This window comes from Streptomyces sp. NPDC002785, from assembly GCF_040295565.1.
Lineage (GTDB): Bacteria > Actinomycetota > Actinomycetes > Streptomycetales > Streptomycetaceae > Streptomyces.
Genome location: NZ_JBEOVN010000001.1, coordinates 111949 through 132414, shown reverse-complemented (window position 1 = coordinate 132414; position 20466 = coordinate 111949). Strand labels below are relative to the sequence as shown.

Annotated in this window: 21 protein-coding genes, 1 tRNA gene and 1 pseudogene; 10 read left to right on the top strand and 13 right to left on the bottom strand. The window is 68.6% G+C overall.

Features of this window, described 5'->3' with window-relative positions; genetic code table 11:
* Nucleotides 1–135: 135 nt before the first annotated feature.
* Nucleotides 136–357: a hypothetical protein gene (locus ABTZ94_RS00640; protein ID WP_351196053.1), complete on the bottom strand. Its 222-nt coding sequence runs from the start codon at nucleotides 355–357 to the stop codon at nucleotides 136–138.
* 122 nt (nucleotides 358–479) lie between these two features.
* Between ABTZ94_RS00640 and ABTZ94_RS00635 the strand changes: the two genes are divergently transcribed.
* Nucleotides 480–2444: a VWA domain-containing protein gene (locus ABTZ94_RS00635; RefSeq protein WP_351196051.1), complete on the top strand. Its 1965-nt coding sequence runs from the start codon at nucleotides 480–482 to the stop codon at nucleotides 2442–2444.
* Here ABTZ94_RS00635 and ABTZ94_RS00630 read toward each other — a convergent pair.
* Nucleotides 2378–3598 (bottom strand): sensor histidine kinase, encoded by a 1221-nt coding sequence (locus ABTZ94_RS00630; RefSeq protein WP_351196050.1) that lies wholly within the window; start codon nucleotides 3596–3598, stop codon nucleotides 2378–2380. The two genes, ABTZ94_RS00635 and ABTZ94_RS00630, sit on opposite strands and share 67 nt — an antisense overlap.
* Nucleotides 3595–4287: a response regulator transcription factor gene (locus tag ABTZ94_RS00625; protein WP_351196134.1), complete on the bottom strand. Its 693-nt coding sequence runs from the start codon at nucleotides 4285–4287 to the stop codon at nucleotides 3595–3597. The genes ABTZ94_RS00630 and ABTZ94_RS00625 overlap by 4 nt, the downstream gene beginning before the upstream one ends.
* 148 nt (nucleotides 4288–4435) lie before the next feature.
* On the opposite strand from ABTZ94_RS00625, the gene metG reads away from it, so the two are divergent.
* On the top strand, nucleotides 4436–6040 hold the full coding sequence (metG, locus tag ABTZ94_RS00620; RefSeq protein ID WP_351196048.1) for a methionine--tRNA ligase: 1605 nt from the start codon (nucleotides 4436–4438) through the stop codon (nucleotides 6038–6040).
* Nucleotides 6041–6122: 82 nt separating this feature from the next.
* Here the strand turns inward: metG and ABTZ94_RS00615 are convergent, their stop codons facing one another.
* From ABTZ94_RS00615 to ABTZ94_RS00600, 4 genes are all read right to left on the bottom strand, one after another.
* Nucleotides 6123–6704, bottom strand: coding sequence for a Uma2 family endonuclease (locus ABTZ94_RS00615; RefSeq protein WP_351196046.1), 582 nt, complete (start codon nucleotides 6702–6704; stop codon nucleotides 6123–6125).
* A gap of 66 nt (nucleotides 6705–6770) precedes the next feature.
* Nucleotides 6771–7595: a L,D-transpeptidase family protein gene (locus ABTZ94_RS00610; protein ID WP_351196044.1), complete on the bottom strand. Its 825-nt coding sequence runs from the start codon at nucleotides 7593–7595 to the stop codon at nucleotides 6771–6773.
* 147 nt (nucleotides 7596–7742) lie between these two features.
* Entirely contained in the window at nucleotides 7743–7958 is a 216-nt protein-coding gene (locus ABTZ94_RS00605; RefSeq protein ID WP_351196042.1) for a DUF397 domain-containing protein, read from the bottom strand.
* An 11-nt stretch (nucleotides 7959–7969) separates the two neighbouring features.
* On the bottom strand, nucleotides 7970–8821 hold the full coding sequence (locus tag ABTZ94_RS00600; RefSeq protein WP_351196040.1) for a helix-turn-helix domain-containing protein: 852 nt from the start codon (nucleotides 8819–8821) through the stop codon (nucleotides 7970–7972).
* Nucleotides 8822–9037: 216 nt separating this feature from the next.
* On the opposite strand from ABTZ94_RS00600, the gene ABTZ94_RS00595 reads away from it, so the two are divergent.
* Nucleotides 9038–9457 carry an ATP-binding protein gene (locus ABTZ94_RS00595; RefSeq protein WP_351196038.1) on the top strand — a complete coding sequence of 140 codons (420 nt, stop codon included), beginning with the start codon at nucleotides 9038–9040 and terminating at the stop codon, nucleotides 9455–9457.
* Nucleotides 9458–9645: 188 nt separating this feature from the next.
* Here ABTZ94_RS00595 and ABTZ94_RS00590 read toward each other — a convergent pair whose 3' ends face one another.
* On the bottom strand, nucleotides 9646–9879 hold the full coding sequence (locus tag ABTZ94_RS00590; RefSeq protein WP_502967152.1) for a type II toxin-antitoxin system VapB family antitoxin: 234 nt from the start codon (nucleotides 9877–9879) through the stop codon (nucleotides 9646–9648).
* A gap of 342 nt (nucleotides 9880–10221) precedes the next feature.
* On the opposite strand from ABTZ94_RS00590, the gene ABTZ94_RS00585 reads away from it, so the two are divergent.
* Nucleotides 10222–10917: a hypothetical protein gene (locus tag ABTZ94_RS00585; protein ID WP_351196036.1), complete on the top strand. Its 696-nt coding sequence runs from the start codon at nucleotides 10222–10224 to the stop codon at nucleotides 10915–10917.
* 17 nt (nucleotides 10918–10934) lie between these two features.
* On the opposite strand, the gene ABTZ94_RS00580 is transcribed toward ABTZ94_RS00585, so the two are convergent.
* Nucleotides 10935–11336, bottom strand: a complete 402-nt coding sequence (locus tag ABTZ94_RS00580) for a hypothetical protein (RefSeq protein ID WP_351196132.1) — start codon at nucleotides 11334–11336, stop codon at nucleotides 10935–10937.
* A 152-nt stretch (nucleotides 11337–11488) separates the two neighbouring features.
* Between ABTZ94_RS00580 and ABTZ94_RS00575 the strand changes: the two genes are divergently transcribed.
* From ABTZ94_RS00575 to ABTZ94_RS00555, 5 genes are all read left to right on the top strand, one after another.
* Nucleotides 11489–12718 carry a helix-turn-helix domain-containing protein gene (locus ABTZ94_RS00575; RefSeq protein WP_351196034.1) on the top strand — a complete coding sequence of 410 codons (1230 nt, stop codon included), beginning with the start codon at nucleotides 11489–11491 and terminating at the stop codon, nucleotides 12716–12718.
* Nucleotides 12719–12774: 56 nt separating this feature from the next.
* Nucleotides 12775–13215, top strand: coding sequence for a hypothetical protein (locus tag ABTZ94_RS00570; RefSeq protein ID WP_351196032.1), 441 nt, complete (start codon nucleotides 12775–12777; stop codon nucleotides 13213–13215).
* Nucleotides 13212–13403 carry a hypothetical protein gene (locus ABTZ94_RS00565; RefSeq protein WP_351196030.1) on the top strand — a complete coding sequence of 64 codons (192 nt, stop codon included), beginning with the start codon at nucleotides 13212–13214 and terminating at the stop codon, nucleotides 13401–13403. Before ABTZ94_RS00570 ends, ABTZ94_RS00565 begins: the two co-directional genes overlap by 4 nt.
* Before the next feature lie 133 nt (nucleotides 13404–13536).
* The gene (locus ABTZ94_RS00560; RefSeq protein WP_351196028.1) at nucleotides 13537–13998 is read left to right on the top strand and encodes a glycine-rich domain-containing protein; all 462 of its coding nucleotides are present in this window, start codon (nucleotides 13537–13539) and stop codon (nucleotides 13996–13998) included.
* Between the two features lie 85 nt (nucleotides 13999–14083).
* On the top strand, nucleotides 14084–14890 hold the full coding sequence (locus ABTZ94_RS00555) for a phosphotransferase (RefSeq protein ID WP_351196026.1): 807 nt from the start codon (nucleotides 14084–14086) through the stop codon (nucleotides 14888–14890).
* A gap of 1095 nt (nucleotides 14891–15985) precedes the next feature.
* On the opposite strand, the gene ABTZ94_RS00550 is transcribed toward ABTZ94_RS00555, so the two are convergent.
* The 3 genes from ABTZ94_RS00550 to aspS all read right to left on the bottom strand — a co-directional run bounded on the left by ABTZ94_RS00550 (nucleotide 15986) and on the right by aspS (nucleotide 18488).
* On the bottom strand, nucleotides 15986–16168 hold the full coding sequence (locus tag ABTZ94_RS00550; protein WP_351196024.1) for a hypothetical protein: 183 nt from the start codon (nucleotides 16166–16168) through the stop codon (nucleotides 15986–15988).
* A 218-nt stretch (nucleotides 16169–16386) separates the two neighbouring features.
* Nucleotides 16387–16448: transfer RNA gene (locus ABTZ94_RS00545), tRNA-Ser, on the bottom strand.
* 255 nt (nucleotides 16449–16703) lie between these two features.
* Nucleotides 16704–18488, bottom strand: a complete 1785-nt coding sequence (aspS, locus tag ABTZ94_RS00540) for an aspartate--tRNA ligase (RefSeq protein ID WP_351196023.1) — start codon at nucleotides 18486–18488, stop codon at nucleotides 16704–16706.
* Between the two features lie 194 nt (nucleotides 18489–18682).
* Between aspS and ABTZ94_RS00535 the strand changes: the two are divergent.
* Nucleotides 18683–19216 (top strand): annotated as a pseudogene (locus ABTZ94_RS00535) (phosphatase); the annotation flags it as partial.
* Nucleotides 19217–19340: 124 nt separating this feature from the next.
* Here the strand turns inward: ABTZ94_RS00535 and ABTZ94_RS00530 are convergent.
* The gene (locus ABTZ94_RS00530; RefSeq protein ID WP_351196021.1) at nucleotides 19341–20396 is read right to left on the bottom strand and encodes an AI-2E family transporter; all 1056 of its coding nucleotides are present in this window, start codon (nucleotides 20394–20396) and stop codon (nucleotides 19341–19343) included.
* Nucleotides 20397–20466: the final 70 nt, after the last annotated feature.

Genomic DNA, 20466 nt, shown 5'->3' with positions numbered 1-20466 from the left:
TCTTCCTCCGCGTCCGAGACCCCGGTGATGGCCTGCGGCACCCATTCCGAAGAGGTGGCGTCGTCGCTCTGCCGGCAGACGCGGTGGTTGACCGTCAATCGGAGCCGTAGATGCCGGCGGCTCCGCGAGCCCCTCCTACCCGACGGGCCGATTGGCCTGTTCCATCAGCTCGGTGAGGCCCTGTTCGGGCAGCGCGGCGTCCAGTTCGATGACGAGTCCGGAGATGCCGGTGCCCCTCGCCGACTTGAAGTCGGCGGCCCGGCCGGGGACGGGGGCACATTTGAACGACGTACACCAGACCCGCACAGCATGCGCGCAGGACTCGGCCAGGGCTCGGCTGCGGCTCAGTTGTCCCACGGGCGGGCCGCACCGCCGAACGGCCGGATCCGGCCGCTAACCTTACGTATCCGTCCTGGCCAGGGATGAATTCCCGCAGGTCGGACATTTATCGCACCCAACTCACGCGAAAGGCCTCACCCATGGGCATTCGGAGCTTGCTGCGCAAGGTGTTCGGCCGCGACCGTGCGGAGCAGGACGCGCCGGCGCCGACGGCCACGGTCCCGCCCCAGACCGAACGCACAGCGCCCGCGGAGTCGGAGCCGATCACGGTGACGGTGGACGAGCCGGCTGCGGAGACCGTCCCGGTACGCGAAACCGCTCCGGCCACCAATGCCTCGGTACCGGCCCCCGCCTCTCCCCGGTCGTCCACCATCAACAGCGGTCTGGCTTCGGACCTGGTGGCGGCGGCGTTCGACAAGGCGTCCATCCCCACGGTCCCGGCCCAGGGCTCGGCCCCGAAGCCGCAGCCGAAGCCGAAGCCGATGTCGAAGTCGGCGAAGCCGGAGGTCGAGACTGCGGAGCCGGTGGCTGCGGAGACCGGCAGAGCAGAGGTCGAACCCGTCACCGCCGAGGCCGAGCCGGTCGCTGCGGAGGCGGAGATCGAGCCGGTCGCTGCGGAGGCTGCGCCCGTCGCCGAGGCCGAGCCGGTCGCTGCGGAAGCCGAAGTCGAGCCGGTCGCTGCGGAGGCGGAGCCGGAGACCACGCCTGCTGCCGCCGAGGCCGAGGTCGTGGCCCCCGCCGAAGCTGAGCCCGTCACCGCCGGGACCGAGCCGGAGCCGGTGGCCGAGCCTGCCACCAAGGTCGAGCCGGAGGCTGAGCCCGTCACCGCCGAGGCCAAGGCCGAGCCGGTCAAGGCGCCCGAGGCCCCCGCTGAGCCGGACGCCGCACCCGCTGCCGAGACCGACCCGGTGGCCGCACCCGCTGCCGAGGCCAAGGTCGAGCCCGAGCCCGTAGCCGCCGAGGCCGAGCCGAAGCCCGAGCCCGTCGCCGCCGAGGCCGAGACCCCCGCCGAGGCCGAACCGGTGGCCGCACCCGCCACCGTCGACGCCGAGGCTTCCGCTGAGCCCGAGCCCGTCGAGGCCAAGGTCGAGACCAAGACCGAGGCCGAGGCCGAGCCCGTCAAGGCGCCCGAGGCCCCCACCGAGCCGGACGCCGCACCCGCCGCCGAGGCCAAGGTCGAGCCCGAGCCCGTCGCCTCCGAAGCCGAGGCCCCCGCCGAGACCGAATCGGTGGCCGCACCCGCCGCCGAGACCGAGGTCGAGCCCGAGCCGAAGCCCGAGCTCGTCACCGCCGAAGCCGAGCCCGAGCCCGAGCCGAAGCCCGAGCCCGTCGCCGCCGAAGCCGAGACCCCGGCCGAGGCCGAACCGGAGCCTGCGCCCGCGCCCGCCGCGTCCGCCGCGACCGACACGGCCCCCGAGCCCGCTCTCCCCCTCGCCCAGGTCAAGTCCCGTGCGCCCGGGCTCGTCGACTCGTACACGGCCGCCCAGGCCGGGCTGAAGGCACACGGGCTGACCGGGCTGCGCGCCACCGTCTATCTGGTCCTCGACCGCTCCGGCTCCATGCGGCCGTTCTACAAGGACGGCAGCGCCCAGCACCTGGGCGACCGCACCGTGGCCCTCGCCGCGCACCTGGACGAGAACGCCACCGTCCCCGTCGTGTTCTTCTCGACCGACATCGACGGCACCGGCACGGTCGACCTCACCTCGCACGAGGGCCGGATCGACGAACTGAACGCGGGCCTGGGCCGCCTCGGCCGTACGAACTACCACCGCGCCGTCGAAGAGGTCGTCGCGCACTACGAGAAGTCGGAGGCCACCGGCCCGGCCTTGGTGATCTTCCAGACGGACGGCCCGCCGGACGCCAAGCAGCCCGCCAAGCAGGCGCTGGCCGAGGCGGCGCGGCTGCCGCTGTTCTTCCAGTTCGTCGCATTCGGCGACGAGGACGCGAAGGGCTTCGACTTCCTTCGGAAGCTGAACGCCCCGAACGCCGGGTTCTTCCACGCGGGCCCCGCCCCCCGCGAGGTCGCGGACACCACGTTCTACCGCGAGGTCCTCGCCGCCCTCCCCGCCTGGATCGCGGCCCGCGAAGCGGCGACCGAGGACTGATCCACCGGCAGGCGTACGGTCACGGCGAGCCCACCCTCGGGGCCCGGCACCGCCGTGACCGTACCGCCGTGCGCCACAGCGATGGAACGCACGATCGAGAGTCCGAGCCCGGAACCGCGCCCCATCCTGTCCTTGCCTTCACCCCGCCGGAACGGCTCGAACAGCCCGGGGATGTCCGCCGCGTCCACCACGGGCCCGGTGTTGCGCACCTCCAGCAGTCCCTCGTCACCGGCCATCAGCAGGGACACCTCCACCGTCCCGTCGGGCACGTTGTACATGACGGCGTTGGCCAGCAGATTCGCCAGCAACTGAGCGAGCAGCAGCCGGTTTCCCCGTACCGCACAGGGTCCGGCATCGACCTCGACGCCCGGATGCCGGGCCGCTTCCTCCGCCACCACCTGGGCGAGGTCCACCGCCTCCCGCTCGCTCGCCGCGAGCCCGCGTTCGCTGCGCGCCAGGAGCAGCAGCCCGTCGATGAGCCGTTCGCTGCGCCGGTTGTTGTCCAGGAGCGTCCGCCGGGTCCGTACGAGATCCTCCTGGGTCGGGTCGTCCAGGCCGATCTGGATGGCGGCCCGCTGGGTGGCGAGCGGTGTCCGCAGTTCGTGCGAAGCGTTGGCGATGAACCGGCGCTGACTGTCGAACGCCTTCTCCAGCCGGGCCAGCAGCGCGTCGAGCGTCTCGCCGAGCTCTTTCAGTTCGTCGTCGGGACCGCTGGACGCGATCCGTTCGTGCAGGGTGTGCTCGGACAGCCGGCGCGCCTTCGCCATCATGGCGTGGACGGGCCGCAGGACCCGCCCCGCGGTCCACCACCCCACACCGACCGCGCAGGCCGTCATGACGAGCAGCGAGGCCGCGGACCACATGAGCAGCTGGTGACCGGCCGCGTCGCTGACGTGGTCGGTCAGGTCGTAGACGGTGGGCGGCCCGAGACTCTGCCGGGTGACCAGCGGGCCGTTCACCGCGTATCCGGGCTGGACGACCGCGGCCGTGCGGGCGATGGCGCGCGCCTGGGAGTCCGTACCCGCGCGGGAGGCGAGGTTGACGGTGGTGAGCAGCCCCATCCCGAGAACCAGGAACACCCCGCCGTACACGAGCGCGATCCGGGTCCGGATCGTGGAATGCGGGGCATGCGGAACGCGCGACGGGCGCTTCACAGGGCGTACCCCACGCCCTGCACCGTACGGATCAGGGCCGGTTCCCCGAGCTTCCCCCGCAGCTCGCTCATGCAGACGCGGACGGCGCCGGAGTGGGGTCTCTCCCTGCTCGAACGGAGTTGAGAGCTTGGGGAAGGATCGGCGTTGGCGTCCCAGGCCCGCTCCAGCAGTTCCTCCGCGCTGACGGTCCCGCCGTCGGCCTCCAGGAGCAGCTGCAGCACGGAGAACTCCTTCGGCGAGAGGTCCAGCTCCCGCCCGTCCCGGGAAGCGGTGCGCCGTACGGTGTCGAGCCGGACACCGTGCCGCTGAAGCTGTGGCGGTACGGGGCGGGCGCTGCGCCGCCGCAGCGCCCGTACCCGCGACACCAGCTCGGGGAACTCGAACGGCTTGCCCAGATAGTCATCGGCGCCGAGGTCGAGGCCCGCGACCCGGTCCTCGATGGAACTGGCGGCGGTGAGCATCAGAATCCTGGTCCGCGAGCCGGAGGCGACCAGCCCCCGCGCCACGTCGTCGCCGTGCACCCGTGGCAGGTCGCGGTCGAGGACGACGACGTCGTAGTCGTGCAGCCCCAGGTAGGCGAGGGCGGCATCGCCGCTGTACACCGTGTCGACGGCGAACCCCGCCCGCCTCAGCCCGGTGGCGACCAGCTCCGCCAGGATCTCCTCGTCCTCGGCAACCAGTACCCGCATCGTGATGTCCCCTGCCTCGTGCATGCGTGTTCACTCCCTCCCAGGATGCGTCTTTGTTACCGGAAGGAATGTTTCGTAGAGATCTCCGCACCGGAGGCCCGGTTTATCGGTGTGAGTCGATCTTCCGCAGGCCGTTAGGATTTCGACCATGGCGGCCACTGGATCCGAGAAGCAGGGGGCGACGGCGTACTACGTCTCGACCCCCATTTACTACGTCAACGACGCTCCTCACCTGGGCCACGCCTACACGACCGTCGCAGGCGACGTGCTCACGCGCTGGCATCGCCAGCGCGGCGAGAAGGTGTGGTACCTCACCGGCACGGACGAGCACGGTCAGAAGATCATGCGCACTGCCGAGGCGAACAACGTCACTCCGCAGGAGTGGTGCGACAAGCTCGTCGAGGAGGCATGGAAGCCCCTCTGGGAGCACCTGAACATCGCGAACGACGACTTCATCCGTACGACGGAGAAGCGGCACACCGACCGGGTGCAGGAGTTCGTGCAGGACCTGTACGACAAGGGCGAGATCTACAAGGGCGGGTACGAGGGCCCGTACTGCGTGGGCTGCGAGGAGTACAAGCTCCCCGGCGACCTCATCGAGGACGAGGACGGCGTCAAGCTGTGCCCGATCCACAAGAAGCCGGTGGAGATCCTCAAGGAGGAGAACTACTTCTTCAAGCTGAGCGCCTACGGCCCGAAGCTGATGGAGTTCTACGCGAACAACCCGGGGTTCATCCAGCCCGAGTCCGCCCGCAACGAGGTCGTGAACTTCGTCAAGCAGGGCCTGCAGGACCTCTCCATCTCCCGCTCGACCTTCGACTGGGGCGTCCCGGTGCCGTGGGACGAGAAGCACGTCATCTACGTGTGGGTCGACGCCCTGCTCAACTACGCCACGGCGGTCGGCTACGGCGCCAACCAGGAGAAGTTCGACGGGACCTTCCCCGCCAACGTCCACCTGGTCGGCAAGGACATCCTCCGCTTCCATGCGGTGATCTGGCCCGCGATGCTGATGGCGCAGGGTCTGCCGCTGCCCGGCCGGATCGCGGCCAACGGCTGGCTGATGGTCGGCGGCGAGAAGATGTCGAAGTCGAACCTGACGGGCATCAAGCCGCAGGATCTGACCTCGCACTTCGGCGTCGACGCATACCGCTGGTACTTCCTGCGCGCCATCGCGTTCGGCAGCGACGGCTCGTTCTCCTGGGAGGACTTCTCCGCCCGCTACACCTCCGAACTCGCCAACGACTACGGCAACCTCGCCTCGCGCGTCGCCGCCATGGTCGGCAAGTACTTCGGCGGGGCGCTCCCTGAGGCCACCGCCGCGGGTGACGCCGAGAAGGCGGTCCAGGAGGGGCTGGCGAAGGCCGTCGCCACGGCCGACCGGAAGATCGGCGAGGAGCTGGACTTCCAGGCCGGCATCCTGGCGGTCTTCGACTTCGTGAAGCAGGTCAACGGCTACATCACGGAGCAGGAGCCCTGGAAGGTCGCCAAGGACACGTCCCCCGAGGGCCAGGCCCGCCTCGCGACGATCCTCTACACGGCGGCCGAGTCTCTGCGCGGTGTCGCGGTCCTGCTGAACTCCGTGATGCCGGAGACTTCGCAGAAGCTGTGGGACTCCCTCGGCGCCGAGGCGTCCCTGGGTGCGCTGTCCGATCAGCGCGTCCAGGACGCCGGCACATGGGGCCTCCTGCCGGCGGGCGTGACGGTGACGAAGGGCGCGGTGCTGTTCCCCCGCCTGGAGGAGAAGCCGGCGTAAGCGGACGCACGCACGTACACCGGGAAAGGGCCGGGACCGCGCGATCGGTCCCGGCTCTTTCCCGTGCTCCACCGCCTTCGGGTCAGCGGACCCAGTTCTTCAGCGGCTCGGTGTCCAGCTCGATGCCCACGGGGTCGGGCAGTTCGACGGCCTTCCCGTACGGCACCGTCACCACGCGCTCGTACCGCACGCCATCGGGCTCCGAGTGCACCTTGACCTCGCAGGTTTCGCGGTCGATGAGCAGGTAGACGGGAATGCCGGTCTCGGCGTAGGCGCGCGGCTTCTCGACGCGGTCCCGGCGGTCGGTGTCCTCGTCGTAGGAGGTGACCTCGACAACCATCAGGACGCCGTCGGGGCTGGCCCACTCGCCCTGGCCGACGAAGTTCTCCAGCGGGGCGAGTACGGCGTCAGGACGCGCATTGCCCTTGCGATACGTCTCGACATGCAGCCCCTGCTCACCGAAGAGCCACATGCCGCGCCCCAACTGGATACAGATCTGCATCAGCCAGGCGATGATCCGCCCGTGATCCCCGTCCGGCACAGCCTTGACCCCCAGTTTCCCGTTCACGAACTCCAGACGCAGTGCCTCTTCGGCACGTATGGCGTGACGGGCGAGGTCCTCGAAGACCTCCTGGGTCAACACACTCTCCTCAACCACGATCATCACTGCCTCCTGCTGGAAACCGGACTGCGTCCAGCGTACGGGCCGGAGGCCGGGCCCGTTCCCGGTTCACCGCTCCAGTGCCGGTACGTCCCCCATCACGACGACCGGCTTCTTCGCCGGGTCGAGGAGCTGCAGCAGTTCCCTCATCCGGCCCTTGGGGAGCGAGATACAGCCCTGGGTCGGGCCGTCGTGGTCCACATGGATCCAGATGCCGCCGCCCCGCTTCTGGCCGAGCGGACGCGTCTGGTCCAGGGGAGATGCGCCGGGGATCCGGTTGTAGTCGACAGCGACGACATAGTCGAAGGAACCTTCGAGGGAATCCCCGTCGAACCCCTCGCCGCTCACGGCGAACGCCGGGCTCTGGTTGTACGGGAGTATGGTGCCCGGGGGATCGAGCAGGCCGCCCGCGGAAGTCAGTCCGTAGACCCCGGTCGGGGTGCGGAGGTCGTTCTCCCAGTGCTCGTCGGTCCAGCCGTACAGGGCGTTGCGGGCCGGCCATCTGTCCGTGGCCGCGCGCCAGCCCAGGGCGGCGTCGTCGCGGGTGTACAGGACCGCGGTGGACAGGCTGGAGTCGTAGGAGTCACCGGTGACGACCAGCGCCTGCCGCGAGTCCGCCGGGATCGCGGTCCTGGTCCGCGGCCCCAGCCGGGGGATCTCGCGGGGGCGGATGCGCGGCGAATACGGACCGGGGGCGGCCCGCCCCCGTTGTCCGTCGGCCTGTGGGCCCGCGACACCGGCGGTAGCCGATGCGGTCACCCGGCCCTTGCGGGGGCCGGTGGCGGAGTCGGAGGTGTTGTCGCAGGCGGTGAGCAGCAGGAGCACGGCGGCGCACGTTCCGGCGCAGACGGCGTACGGGGGACGCCGGGCGGCCGACGGACGGTACACGGACACGGGTACTCCTCAGCGGTCGTGGGTGAAGACAGCGCGGGCAAGCTCCCCGTCACGCCTCGTCCCGCCCAACCCAGTTAACGCCGCGACACGCGAGCGCGAACCCGCAAGAGGGCCATACGGCCGTACCACCCGGAGGCTGAGGACAGGTCAGAGATCCGTGCCGTCGTGCGCCCGGCCGAGCTGCCCGCCCTTCACACCGCCCAGGAGCCGGACCAGCTGGGCCGGGGTGACCGCCAGCTCCGTACCGGGGTCATCGCTCTCGCGGAGGCGTATCCGACTGTTGTGTGCGGCGAGCTCGACGCAGTTGGATGAATCGCCCCCGCCGGAGAACGAGGACTTCTGCCAGACGACGCCCTTTGTCATTCCGGGACCTTTCACATGCTCCGCACAAGGCGATGGATGAAGTCCCTCGACTCTATGACGCCCAGCGAGACCGCCTCCAGCTTGCGCACGACCTCGCGGTACCGGCAGAGCTGCGCCTGCGCATCCAGAAAGGCGCCGCCATGCGGGGTGTCCATAAGAACGGTGTCGAGCGGTGGCACGGGCCCACCCGCATACACCAGCGGATCACCTATCCCTGCGAACCCATCCAGGTCGAAAGGAATGACCCGCACCGTCACGTGCGGGAGCTCGGAGTGATCCAGGATGTGCAGAAGCTGGCCTCGTGCAACCTTGCTATCGGCGACCCTGATCCGGAGAGCAGCCTCGTGAATCACCGCTTCGTAGTGGTCCATTTGCCCCTCGGCAAACACCACTTGACGATTCATCCGGAACCCCACCCGCACTTCCAGTTCTTCCTCGGACAGTTCCGGCACGGTCGCGGCAAAAATGGCCCGGACCTGCTGCTCCGTCTGTAGCAACCCTGGCACATGCACGGTCTCGAAGTTCTTCAGCCAGGCGGCATGGTGCTCAAGCTCGGCCAGATCCAGATATCCGGAGGGCACCTGTTCCCGGTATTGCTCCCACCATCCGCGAACGCGCTCAATCGCCATACTTGCCAGCGCATCCACCAACACCGCGTCGTCGCACGCGTACTGGCTGGCCAGGTGCCGCACACGTTCGGCACTGACACCGACCCGGCCTGCTTCCATGCTGGACATCTTGCTCTCGGCCACTCCCATGGCTCGGGCAGCGTCACGACCCGTCATGCCTGCCCGCTCACGAAGCTTGCGCAGCTCAGCTCCCAGCCGTTCCTGCCGTGCGGTGATGACACGTCTGCCGGGCATGTTGCCTCTCTTTCAGGTGAGTTGACCGTACGAGTATCACAGCCAGGCTTGACCGGGGGAAAGCTTTACCCCTACGGTCGGTAACGCATCGCACACGCTGCGAAACGCCGGGACCCCGGAAGCGCACCGCCCCGCCATGCCATGGCGGGTGCGACATGCCACCGCCCACGAACCGCCGCGCCCAACAACCGCCCTCGCATTCAACGGAGTTCCCGTATGCCGAACTCGCCCACGCACACCGACGCCTCCTGGGAATACACGCTGTACATCCCCCACGACCCCCGCGCGGTCACGGTCTCCCGACGCACTCTGCGTCTGATCCTCACGCTGCACGACCTGCTGCCCCTCTCCGAGACCGCCGAACTCGTCGCCACCGAGCTGGTAAGCAACGCGGTACGCCACACCAAGGGCCCGGCCGCGTTACGCCTGCGCTGGGCGGGCCGCGTACTGCGCATCGGCGTCTGGGACGCGGACCCCACCCCACCAGCGCCACCCCTGCACTCATCTGCGGAAGCCGAGAACGGGCGCGGTCTCGACCTGGTCCGCAACAGCACGGACGGCTGGGGCTGGTATCCGCTCAGCAGCACCGGCGACTCCGGCAAGTTCGTCTGGTGCGAGCTACTGGCCGCAGCATGAACCGGCTCTGCGTGGTGGCAAGTTCTGGCAACTTCCCCACGCAGGTCATTCCCGGTGACTTCGAGCAGTGGTGGGCGTTGCAGCCACTGGGACGGCTGCGGCACCCGGGGCCGGACCCTCCGGCGATGTGCCCCTCCCAGGGGCGCAGCGCCCCTGGGGCACGAAAAAGGTGTCAACAAGATACGTGATCATTCAAAGGCCGCCCGCCGCGCGCTTGGCAGCGCCGTACGCAGCTGCGGCCTTCTCGAACTCACCACGCTCTCGCCCCGCCGGGCCAGCTTCTCGGCAGCCTCAAGCCTCCTGATGCGAGCCACATACTCCCGCAGAGCCATGTTGACGGTCTCCTTCTTCGTCGTCACACCCATCAGACGCATCGCCTCAGCCAGCGCCTCGTCATCCAGGTCGATCTGGGTTACGGACATGCTCACCACCCCTACTTGGGCACATCACAACATTTACTCGTGCCGGGCCACTTGCGAACCCATGGCCGACGGATTATGAGTCCGATCGAGGACAGTCCGGAGGTTGCCGCCGGATCCACCCTGCCGTTCCGGCTGGTCACGGCCTGCGCGCACCACCTCGCCGTGGCGCTCCCTGCCGCCGCTTTCCGGTGCGTCCGTTCCCATCGGGTTCCCAGCCCACTGCCAAGCTGCCGCCGGGCTGGGCAGACACGACGAGCCGCCGACGCGATCCCGAGCCGACGCCGATCGGCCGTTGCAGAGTCGCCCACAGGCTCGGTGGCCCGCCATGCGATCATCTGCCAAATGCTGGAGATCGCGGGTTACGAAGTGGGCCCACTGGCGGACGGTACGAGGTTCCTCGACCTGCCGCTCTTCTGGCCATGCCACCTCGGCTCAAGCCTGCGGGGTGAGGAAGCGCAAGCCGTCGCCTTCGGCCCGGACTGGGACGACGCTCAGAAGCTCTACAAAATGGTCTTGCCTTCGGACGAGTGGCCTGTGTTCACCGTGCACCTGCACTCCGGATACGTCCTCAACGTCGTCTATCGCAACCTCGAAGGCGACGGCGGCGTCGATTACCTGCTCTTCCACCCCGAGTGGAAGGAAGCCGTCACACTCGCCGTGGACGACGGCCACTTCATGGGGCCTGGGCTGTCCTGGTCCGAACTGGAATCCGCGGCTGACCAGAAAGCCCTCACGGGTGTCACAGACCCGAACGCCCGGTTGCTCCTGCTCTTCCCCATGCTCGGGGATGCCGACATACCCGAAACCGCAGCGCCCCGTCTGGCCGCTGCGTTGAGCGCCCTCAGCATCATCGAGGACCCTGTTGAGCTCGCCAGGCTGCTCCTGCTCAATCAGGGCCAGTGGACGCCGGCGAACTGGCGTGAGAACGGCGGTACCTGGGTCTGCGACGGCTCATACAGCTACCGCAACCCGGTGAACCATTTCGCTCTGTCGGCGCCGCACCTGGACGCGGCAAGCCGCGCGCTGCGGGGACGATAGACAGGCGGCACCAAGCACTACCCGTCACGCAACTCTTGCCCCGGTGCAAGGATTCGATCCGCTGTCCCGGAGCTGTCGATGTCTCCGTTCGGCTCCACCGTCACGGGTGTGGCGCTGCCCTCCGAGCTGATCAGCCATGCCAGCACCGGCTGAGTGAGCGGTGCTCCGCCCTCGTCGTCCCAATGCGCTCGCCATCCACCACCTGGCATGACCTCTACGATCCGGTGGACTCGCTCCAGATGGGAGAAGTCCTCAAAGTCCGTTACGGGCCTCAGCTTGCCTCGCTGAGGGTCTACGACGAGGGCCTGTCCGGTCGTCGGGTGCCACGCCTCGACGCCACGCTGTCGGCCGATCTCGGTGTCCGTGCCGGAGAAGAAGGCCATCCAGCCCGTCTCAGTGAAGTAGTTCACGGCAGGCATTCTCACGGACGCGGTCGCTGGGCACATCGCTTGCTCCCCATCGGGCCGGTCGCATGGGTACCGTGCTGAGAGATGAACCCAAACGGATGAGCCGTGACGTCCTGGCAACAGCCTCAGCGGCTACGGCCTGCCACCACCTTGGGAGTGCACTGATGTTGGAGGAAGCCGAGGAGATCGGCCGTCGGGTACGTCGAGCCAGGCTGCGGCTCGGGATGCCGCAAGCTGACCTCGCTGCTGCGCTTGGAAAGACACAGGGCTGGGTGTCGAAGATGGAACGCGGCCTGATTGAACTGGACCGGGTCGGGCTGCTGAACCTCGTCGCTGCCGAGTTGCACGTGCATCCCAATGACCTGATCGGCCGGCCGTACGCGAGCAGCCCCGCCGAGAATCAGTGGCAGGTCTCGGCGGCGTCCATCCTGCGCGAGCTGCGCCGCTACGACCTCGCGCCGATCTTCGACGGCGCACCGCGCGCGTCCGGCGAACTGTGGCGGGACATGACCCGCCTGCACCGCCTGCGGGACGCTGCGGCCAACACAGCGATCCTCGCTACCCTCCCCGACCTGCTGCGCGAGGCTCGCGCCCTGGCCGAGGCCGCGACCGGCCACGAGCGCGAGGAAGCGTTCGCGATCTACGCAGTGGCGTGCAAGTTCGCCCACACCGCCGCGCACGCCCTCGGACACCCCGAGCTCGTCGCCATGGCTGCCGAGCGCGCCGCATGGGCCGCCCGCCTCTCGGCCGACCCCGTTATGCCCGCCCTCGCCGACTGGATGCGCGTCTGGGACATGTGGGCTACAGCCGATTGGGACGACTCGCTCACCCTGTCCGACAAGGCCATCGCCAGCGTGCAGCGTGAGTACGAGCTTGGCGAGCCGCTCGCCCTACGGATGTGGGGCACGCTGCACCTGCGCGCCGCCGTCGCCGCGGCCCGCGCCGGCCGGTCGGCGGAGGCCGATGAGCGGATCAACCACGCTCGCGACGCCGCCAGCCGGATGGCAGGCAACCACGCCCCACCGATCTACGACCGGCACTCGGTCACCTTCTCCCCCGGCAACGTACAGATCCACGCGATCAGCGTCGCCCTGGAGACCGGCGAGCAGACCAAGGCGCTCGTCATAAACCGCCGCACGGCCCCCGAGCTCGTCGCAGCCCTTCCCAACTCCCGCCAGGGCCACCACCACATGGACCTCGCCCGCGCGTGGCTGTGGGACGGCAACCGCGACCGCGCGCTCGCCGAGCTGGAGACCGCGGAGCGAATCGCTCCCCAGCTCGTACGGAACCATCCGATCGCCCGGTCGACCCTCCGAGGCATTGTCTACGCCGAGCGAATCGCCACCCGCGAGAAGCTGCGCCGCATGTCAGACCGCTTTCACCTGGACGGATGAGGGCGGTATTCCTCCGATTCATATTGGGCCCCCGAAGTGCCCCTAACTTCTGGGGCATGACAGGACGACCAACACCCCATCTCCCTTCACAGGGTGGCGAGTTAGGGACGGCCGGACCGTTCTACCCACGGCTCGGCGACCTCGCCCGAGACACCGCCAAGGACGGCCGAATCGGCGTCGTCGTGACGCTGCCCAGAGTGGGCGCCAGCACGTACCACTTGCGTCCGCCGGGCGGTGGCGACGAGTGGTCGGCGCCGGCCGACGGAACAACCCTGCGCCCCGTCCCGGCACAGGCAACATACGTGACCCCGATGCGACGCGACGCCGTGTACGACCACCGGGCCCAGCAAGGCGCGCTGCCGGTCCTGGTCCACTACGACGACGACGGTACGGCCGAGTCCCTACTCGTCCTCACCCCGGACCAGGTCGAGTTGTACGCGATCCAGTTCGAGCGACTCATCGCCCAGCGTGAGCAGGCGCAGGAGAACGCCGCGTGACCGCGCGCCATGCTGCGCAGCGCGGGGCCGCATCCGGTGATCCGGTGGGCCGCTTCCTGAGCTGGATATGGGTGCTCGGCACCGCCGCGGGATTCGCCACGCTCGCCACCATGACCACTGGTGAACTCGGCCACCGCGACGCACCGTCGGCGATGGCCGTCACCGACGCCGGATTCCCGGCGCTCTGATCTCCCCGCCTGCTCGGATGACCCGACAGGCCCCGGGCGGGCGGGGCACGCCTCGGTCGGCACCGTCCCCAGTCGCGCCGGCCGAGGCGCCACACAGCACGTCCAGGCACCACTGACCAAGGAGGCAAGGACCGTGACCGTAATCCAGGAGCGTCCCGCGACCGACGCGCGGAATCTGATCGGCGCCAAGCTGCGCGCGACGCTCGTGTACAACATGCAGGCCAAGTTCCCCGAGCTGACCGACGACAAGGCCGACCGCGGCGTCGGCCAGATGATCGCCTTCCTCGCGGCCGGCGCGTACAGCGACACCCCGCTCAGCCCGTCGCCGCTCGTCGATGACTTCTGGCACGCCTTCCTGCTGCACACGCAGGCGTACCAGGACTTCTGCTCGGGGACGATCGGCAAGTTCGTCCACCATCAGCCCGGGTTCCTCGACAAGGAGGAGCACGGCGGCGGCAAGGCCCTGCGTGCCCGGACGGTCGACGCGATCGTCGCGGCCGGGTTCGTGATCGACATGGAGTTCTGGCCTGAGCTGGACCTCGCCGACTGCTCGCAGTGCCACGCCAACTGCCACAACAGTCCCAAGTACGCCTGACGTACCGCCTGCGGCCGGTCCTCGGCTTGTGCCACTCTGTGGCCGAGCCGGGGACCGGCTTCCGTTCTGCACGAGGAGTACGCGGGTGGACCGCACCGCATGGCTTGAGCTCCCGACCGAGTCCCGTAGCGCCGTCGAGGCCTACACCGGGCCCGTCGAGCACGCGGAGACCGCGGAGACCGGCGTAATGGCCCGTCTCGCCTGCACCCTCCACACCGCCGCCGGGCCCGTCTTCGTCAAGGGCACCCGCAGCGACGAGCCCGCAGCGTGGATGTACGACTACGAGGCGCGCGTGACCCGCGTCGCACCGCTCGCCCCCCGCGTGCTCTGGCAGGTCGACGCCGGCGGGTGGCTGCTCGCCGGCTACGAGTACCTCGTCGGTCCGCACCCGGACCTCAGCCCCGGCTCTCGTGACCTCTGCGCCTTCCTCGACGCGCTTGCCGTCATGTCCGAGGCGCCGTGGCCCGAGCAGGTCCGAAAGAAGCCCCTGCGTGTCCGCTGGGCTGGCTTCTTCCCCTCGGACCGCTCTCCTGACCTTGAAGGCCAGACCCTCGTCCACTCGGACGTGTCGCCGCTCAACATGCTCACCACTACGGGCGGAATCCGCGTACTGGACTGGGCCCTTGCCTGCCCTGGTCCAGCGTGGGCCGACACTGCATTCGCCATCCCTCGATTCATCCACGCTGGCCACAGCGCGGCACAAGCCGAGAGGCTCGCCCAATCGGTTCCCGCCTACCAAACCGCGACCCCACCCGCAATCACCACGTTTGCCCGAACGGTGTCCGCCGTGTGGAAGAGCCGCGCAGTGTCCGACCCTGCCCCGCATCGAGCGCCCTTGATTTCGGCAGTAGACACGTGGTGCGAGTTTCGCAGCATGACTCCGGCACGATAACTACTTACCTGGAAAGAAAAGCGGCAACAGTAGAGCCAGTACGCCCAGACCTGTAGCCAGCGCACTGCGATAGACCAACGCAATCGCAATAACCGCCGCAGCCACGGCGACTGGGATAGGAATATGTAACAAGGGAGCACAAACAGCAACCCCAGCGACAAGCAGGACCGCAGCGCAGAGTCGCAGGGCTTCACGCCTCTTTGCAGGAGCTGTCAGCTCACCAGGATCGAGCAAAGCCCCCACTTGCCCATCCGCGTATCGCTGGCTGATCTTGAGCAGCAGGCGCGCCAACTCTCTAGCTGCTTCCCTAGGCTCAACATCCAGGCGAGACTCGGCGGCCCTCAGCGCGGCCACAACACTGAAGGCATGCCCCCTCAACGGCGCACGCCGCCAGGAGAACGGGGAAACAGTGCCTCTCATCGAGCGCGCACCGTACACCCGCATCACGGCATACCTGAGAGACAGATTCCGCAAATGGAAAGCGCGGTTGCTCGCGGAGCGATAAACATCCGCGCATTCCCCTATTAGATCCACCCAGATGACGACGCGAGTAAACATCAGTGCATCCAATCGGAAGCGAACCCCCAAGGAGACCATGACGCGCCGCACAAGAAGGAGCCAACTACCGACTACGATAAAATCTCGGACAAATTGGAGCCAGGCCGCCCTACTCAGAGCAGACGCAGGAGCCTGTATCTCTAGATCATTTATCAGCCATCCCGGGGCATAGAGGTCTATGTAACCCGCCACCAGTTTCGACACACATCTGAGCCCAAAGAATCCCACAATTAGTAATGCTGCCCAGCTGGCCGGTGCTCTTTGATATCGCGCTCGAAGCGCCACTCTCACCGAACCGGGTGCAGGCTCAAGACCAAGCACATCAAGATCCGTGCGCAGCTTCCGTATCGCCGCATCAGCCTTCAGCCTCTGACGTTGCGCCACGCGACGCCGTATGCCTGTGATCACGCAGCGATGATGACACCAACCAACGCTCCTGTGCGGCGAGTTACACGGACGAACGTGCAGCAGAGTTCACTTCAAGCGTTGCCTGCGGCCCCACCCCCACAGACAGGCCCGCAGAGCATGGTCGATCAGTTACACGTTCAGCCCAGCGGCCTGGTCCGCGAGGCGGGCAGCGATAGCGCTGCGCAGACCGTCGCCGTCGCCAGCTGAACCGTCGGCTTGGCGCCGCAGACCTGCGACGGCTTCCCGCAGGCCGGGCTCGGCTTGGTCGAGGTCGAGGCGGATACGCAGGGCCGCGCCCTGGTCCTTGGGCAAGCGGTCGACGAGGGCCCTGCTGGGTGGAGTCGGGCGGGACGCGGCCGAGAAGGCGGCGGCGCTCGTGCCGCGCCAGCGTCGCGATGAGGACCAGCCGGGGGACTCTGGTTCCAGGTCGTTCCCAGCCAAAGGCTTGAGCTCGGCTCGCCTGATGGCACGACAGACCCCGGGAACGCCAAAGTCGCAGGTGAGAACGATTCTTCACCTGCGGCTCGCAGTGGGGCGGGTGGGCCTCGAACCCACGGCCGACGGATTATGAGTCCGCTGCCACCTACGCCCCCGCATACCGGGTTGGTCCTGGGCTTCGCTGGAGGCTGACTTGCCCCCATGAGTTCAACACCGCCCCTGGAACGAGGTGCCGTGGAGGCCGCGCCCCCGTGCGAGGTCGGCCTCCGCTCACGGAACTGGCCGAGGCGGCGCTTCACCTGCTCCCCGCGCCGCGCACCGTTCCCGCCGACGACGGCATAACAGCGAACAGCCCCCGGCCTGTCCGGCCGGGGGCTGTTTCACGTGGAACCAGGAGAAAAGCGGGCGGCTACTTCTCCGTCTTGTCCTTTGCCGTCGCCGCCGGCTTGCGGAGCTGGATGTTCAGCTCGCGCAGGCGGGACTCGTCCAGCTCCGTCGGGGCGCCCATCATCAGGTCCTGGGCGTTGCCGTTGAGCGGGAAGGCGATCGTCTCGCGGATGTTGGGCTCGTCGGCCAGCAGCATCACGATGCGGTCGACGCCCGGGGCGATGCCGCCGTGCGGCGGGGCGCCGAGGCGGAAGGCGCGGAGCATGCCCGCGAACTCGTGCTCGACGGTCTCGCGGTCGTAACCGGCGATCTCGAACGCCTTGAGCATGACGTCGGGCTCGTGGTTGCGGATGGCGCCGGAGGACAGCTCGATGCCGTTGCAGACGATGTCGTACTGCCAGGCCAGGATGTCGAGCGGGTCCTTCTCCTCCAGGTCCTTCATGCCGCCCTGGGGCATCGAGAAGGGGTTGTGCGAGAAGTCGATCTTTCCGGTGTCCTCGTCCTTCTCGTACATCGGGAAGTCGACGACCCAGCAGAACCGGAAGACACCCTCCTCGAAGTGGCCGGCGCGCTTGGCGGCCTCGACGCGGACGGCGGACATGATCTTGGAGACCTCGTCGAACTCGCCCGCGCCGAAGAAGATCGCGTGGCCGGGGACGAGGGACAGACGCTCGGTGAGGGTCTTGATGTCGGTCTCGGTGAGGAACTTGGCGATCGGGCCGGTCAGGGCGCCGTCCTCGCCGACGCGGACCCAGGCCAGGCCCTTGGCGCCGTGCTGGACGGCGTAGTCACCGAGGCCGTCGAAGAACTTCCGGGACTGGCCCGCGGTGTCCGGGACCGGGAGGGCGCGGACGTGCTTGCCGGCGAACGCCTTGAACTCCGAGTCGGCGAAGATGTCGGAGATGTCGACCAGTTCCAGCTGGGCGCGCAGGTCCGGCTTGTCGTTGCCGTACTTCAGCATCGCCTCGCGGAACGGGATGCGCGGGAACGGCGAGGTGACGTGGCGGCCGTTGCCGAACTCCTCGAAGAGCTCGGTCATCAGCTTCTCGATCGGCCGGAAGACGTCCTCCTGCTCGACGAACGACATCTCGACGTCGAGCTGGTAGAACTCGCCCGGCGAGCGGTCGGCACGGGCGTCCTCGTCGCGGAAGCACGGCGCGATCTGGAAGTAGCGGTCGAAGCCGGAGATCATCAGCAGCTGCTTGAACTGCTGCGGGGCCTGGGGCAGGGCGTAGAACTTGCCCGGGTTCAGGCGGGACGGGACGACGAAGTCACGGGCGCCCTCGGGGGACGTCGCGGTGAGGATCGGGGTCGCCATCTCGTTGAAGCCGAGGGCCACCATCTTGGCGCGGATGGAGGCGATGACGGCCGAGCGCAGCATGATGTTGCGGTGCATGCGCTCGCGGCGCAGGTCGAGGAAGCGGTACTCCAGGCGCCGCTCCTCGTTGACCCCGTCCTCTGCGTTGATCGTGAAGGGCAGCGGGGCGGCCTCGCCCAGCACCTCGACCTCCGTGACCTCGATCTCGATCTCGCCGGTCGGGAGCTCCGGGTTGACGTTGTCCGCGCCGCGCGCGGAGACCTTGCCGTCGATCCGTACGACGGTCTCCTTGGTGAGCTTCGCCAGGGCCTCGTTGCCGGGAGTGCCGGGACGGGCGACGAGCTGCACCAGACCGTAGTGGTCGCGCAGATCGATGAAGAGGATGCCGCCCAGGTCTCGGCGATTGTGCAGCCAGCCGCTCAGCCGGACGTCGGTGCCGACGTCAGAGGCGCGGAGCTCGCCGCAGGTGTGGGACCTGTACCGATGCATTCTCGTTCATCCAGTCTTCGCGGTTCGGGGTGGATTCAGCCTCCCCAGGCTACCGCCCGCACCCGCACGGAAGCATTGACATTGACATTTCAAGATCATCCGGAACTGACAGGTGGCCGCGGACCGGGCCCGGGCGTGCCCTGGGCGGGCGGCCTCGGTGGCGTCTGCGGAGCAGATCTTCTTGAAGTGGTGCAATGCGCACTGAAGACGTCCTGGCCGCGACCGCGATCGGTCTGTGGCGCTGGGACAACGCGGCCGGGACCGTCACGCTCGATGCGGAGGCGGCCCGGCTGCTGGAGCTGCCCGCGGCTGCCGGTGCCTTCCGTGAGTCCGCGGTGCGTTCCCGTTTTCATCCGGTCGACTGGAGCGAGATCTACGGAGTGGTGAATCTCGCACGCACCGAGGGCACTCTCGCCGAGGCCCCGGCTGCGGATCGTGGACGAACGCGGCCGGGTGCTGCGTACCGTACGCAGCCGTGCCAAGCCTGTGCCAAGCCGCTGCCGCCCGAGAAGGCGGGCAGCACCCACTATCCGTTGGTCGGCGCCCTTCAGGAGGTCGCCGGGCCGCAGCGCGGCACCACCGGGGCGCACACCCCGTCACCGGCGACTGGCGCCGCTCCCGCGAGGCGTTCCTGCTGTATGCGGGCCAGGCGGCAAGCCGAGGCCCGGTCGACCGAGGAGGTCCTGCGGGTCGCTGCCTCGCTCTCCATGCCCGGGTCCTCACCGGACTGCGTGGGGGGATCCACGGGGGGCGGGGAAGTCGATCTGGTTCGGGCCGTACGAGTCGGCGGCGGGGGCAGGGAGCTGAACCGCGTCGTCGGGTTCGGGCTTTCCGCGTGGACGGTTTCCGCCCTCAAGCACCGGGCGGGCTGGAGCGCTGTCCGCGCAGTTCGCCGAGAATGCCGAAGGCCGCCGCGCAGGCCGGTACCGCGAGCAGCATGCCCAGCAGGCCCGCCACGCTGGCGCCCGCGGTGATCGCGATCATGATGGTGGCGGGGTGCATCTGGACCGTGCGGCTCTGGATCATCGGCTGCAGGACATGGCCCTCCAGCACCTGTACGGCGAGCACGATCCCCAGCGCCCAGAGCGCGATCACGAACCCCCGGTCGGCGAACGCGACCAGGACCGCGACCGCGCCTGAGAGGAACGCCCCGAGGTAGGGGATGTAGGCGCCGACGAAGACCAGCGCACCGAGCCCCACGGCGCCGGGGACGTTCAGGATCAGCAGGCCGACGGTGATGCAGACCGCGTCGATCAGGGCGATGAACGTAGTGCCGCGCATGAAGCCCTGGACGGCTTCGAAGGCCCGCCGCCCCATGGCCTCGACCAGGCTCCCGGTACCGCGCGGGGCGACCGAGTGGGCGAGGTCCACGGCCTTGTCGGAGTCGCGCAGGAAGAAGAAGGTCAGCAGGAGGGCGAGGACGCTGGTCGCGATCAGCGAGCCGATCAGGCTGATCCCGGAGAGAATCCCGCCCGCGGCGCTCGCCCCGAACTTCTCGGCAAGCTTCTGGGCATTGGCGACGAGGTCGTCCACATTGGTGTGCTTGCCGATGCCGAAGTGGTTGACGATCCACTGCCCTGCGTCCTTCAGCGACCGGACGATCTGGTCGCCGGTGTCGACGAGGGCGGTGACGACGATGTATCCGGCGCCGCCGACCACCGCGACGAGCAGGGCGCAGGTGAGCCCCGCGGCCAGTGAGCGGTTCATTCCGCGGGCGGTCAGCCGGCGGTGGACCGGGCCGAGCAGCGCCGTACCGAGCAGCGCGAGCAGAACGGGGGTGACCGCGGTCTTGAAGATGATGCACAGCCAGACGGCGACCGCGGCCACCCCGGTGACGAGGAGAACAACCCCGCACCAGGCGGCTGTGCGCCGCGCGGCGACGGGCAGGAGGGGTTCAGGAGTGTGCACCCTCCCACCCGATCACGGCGCGGGGCGATAATCGGCTTGCACCGCCGTATAAGTGCGGATCGTCACACAT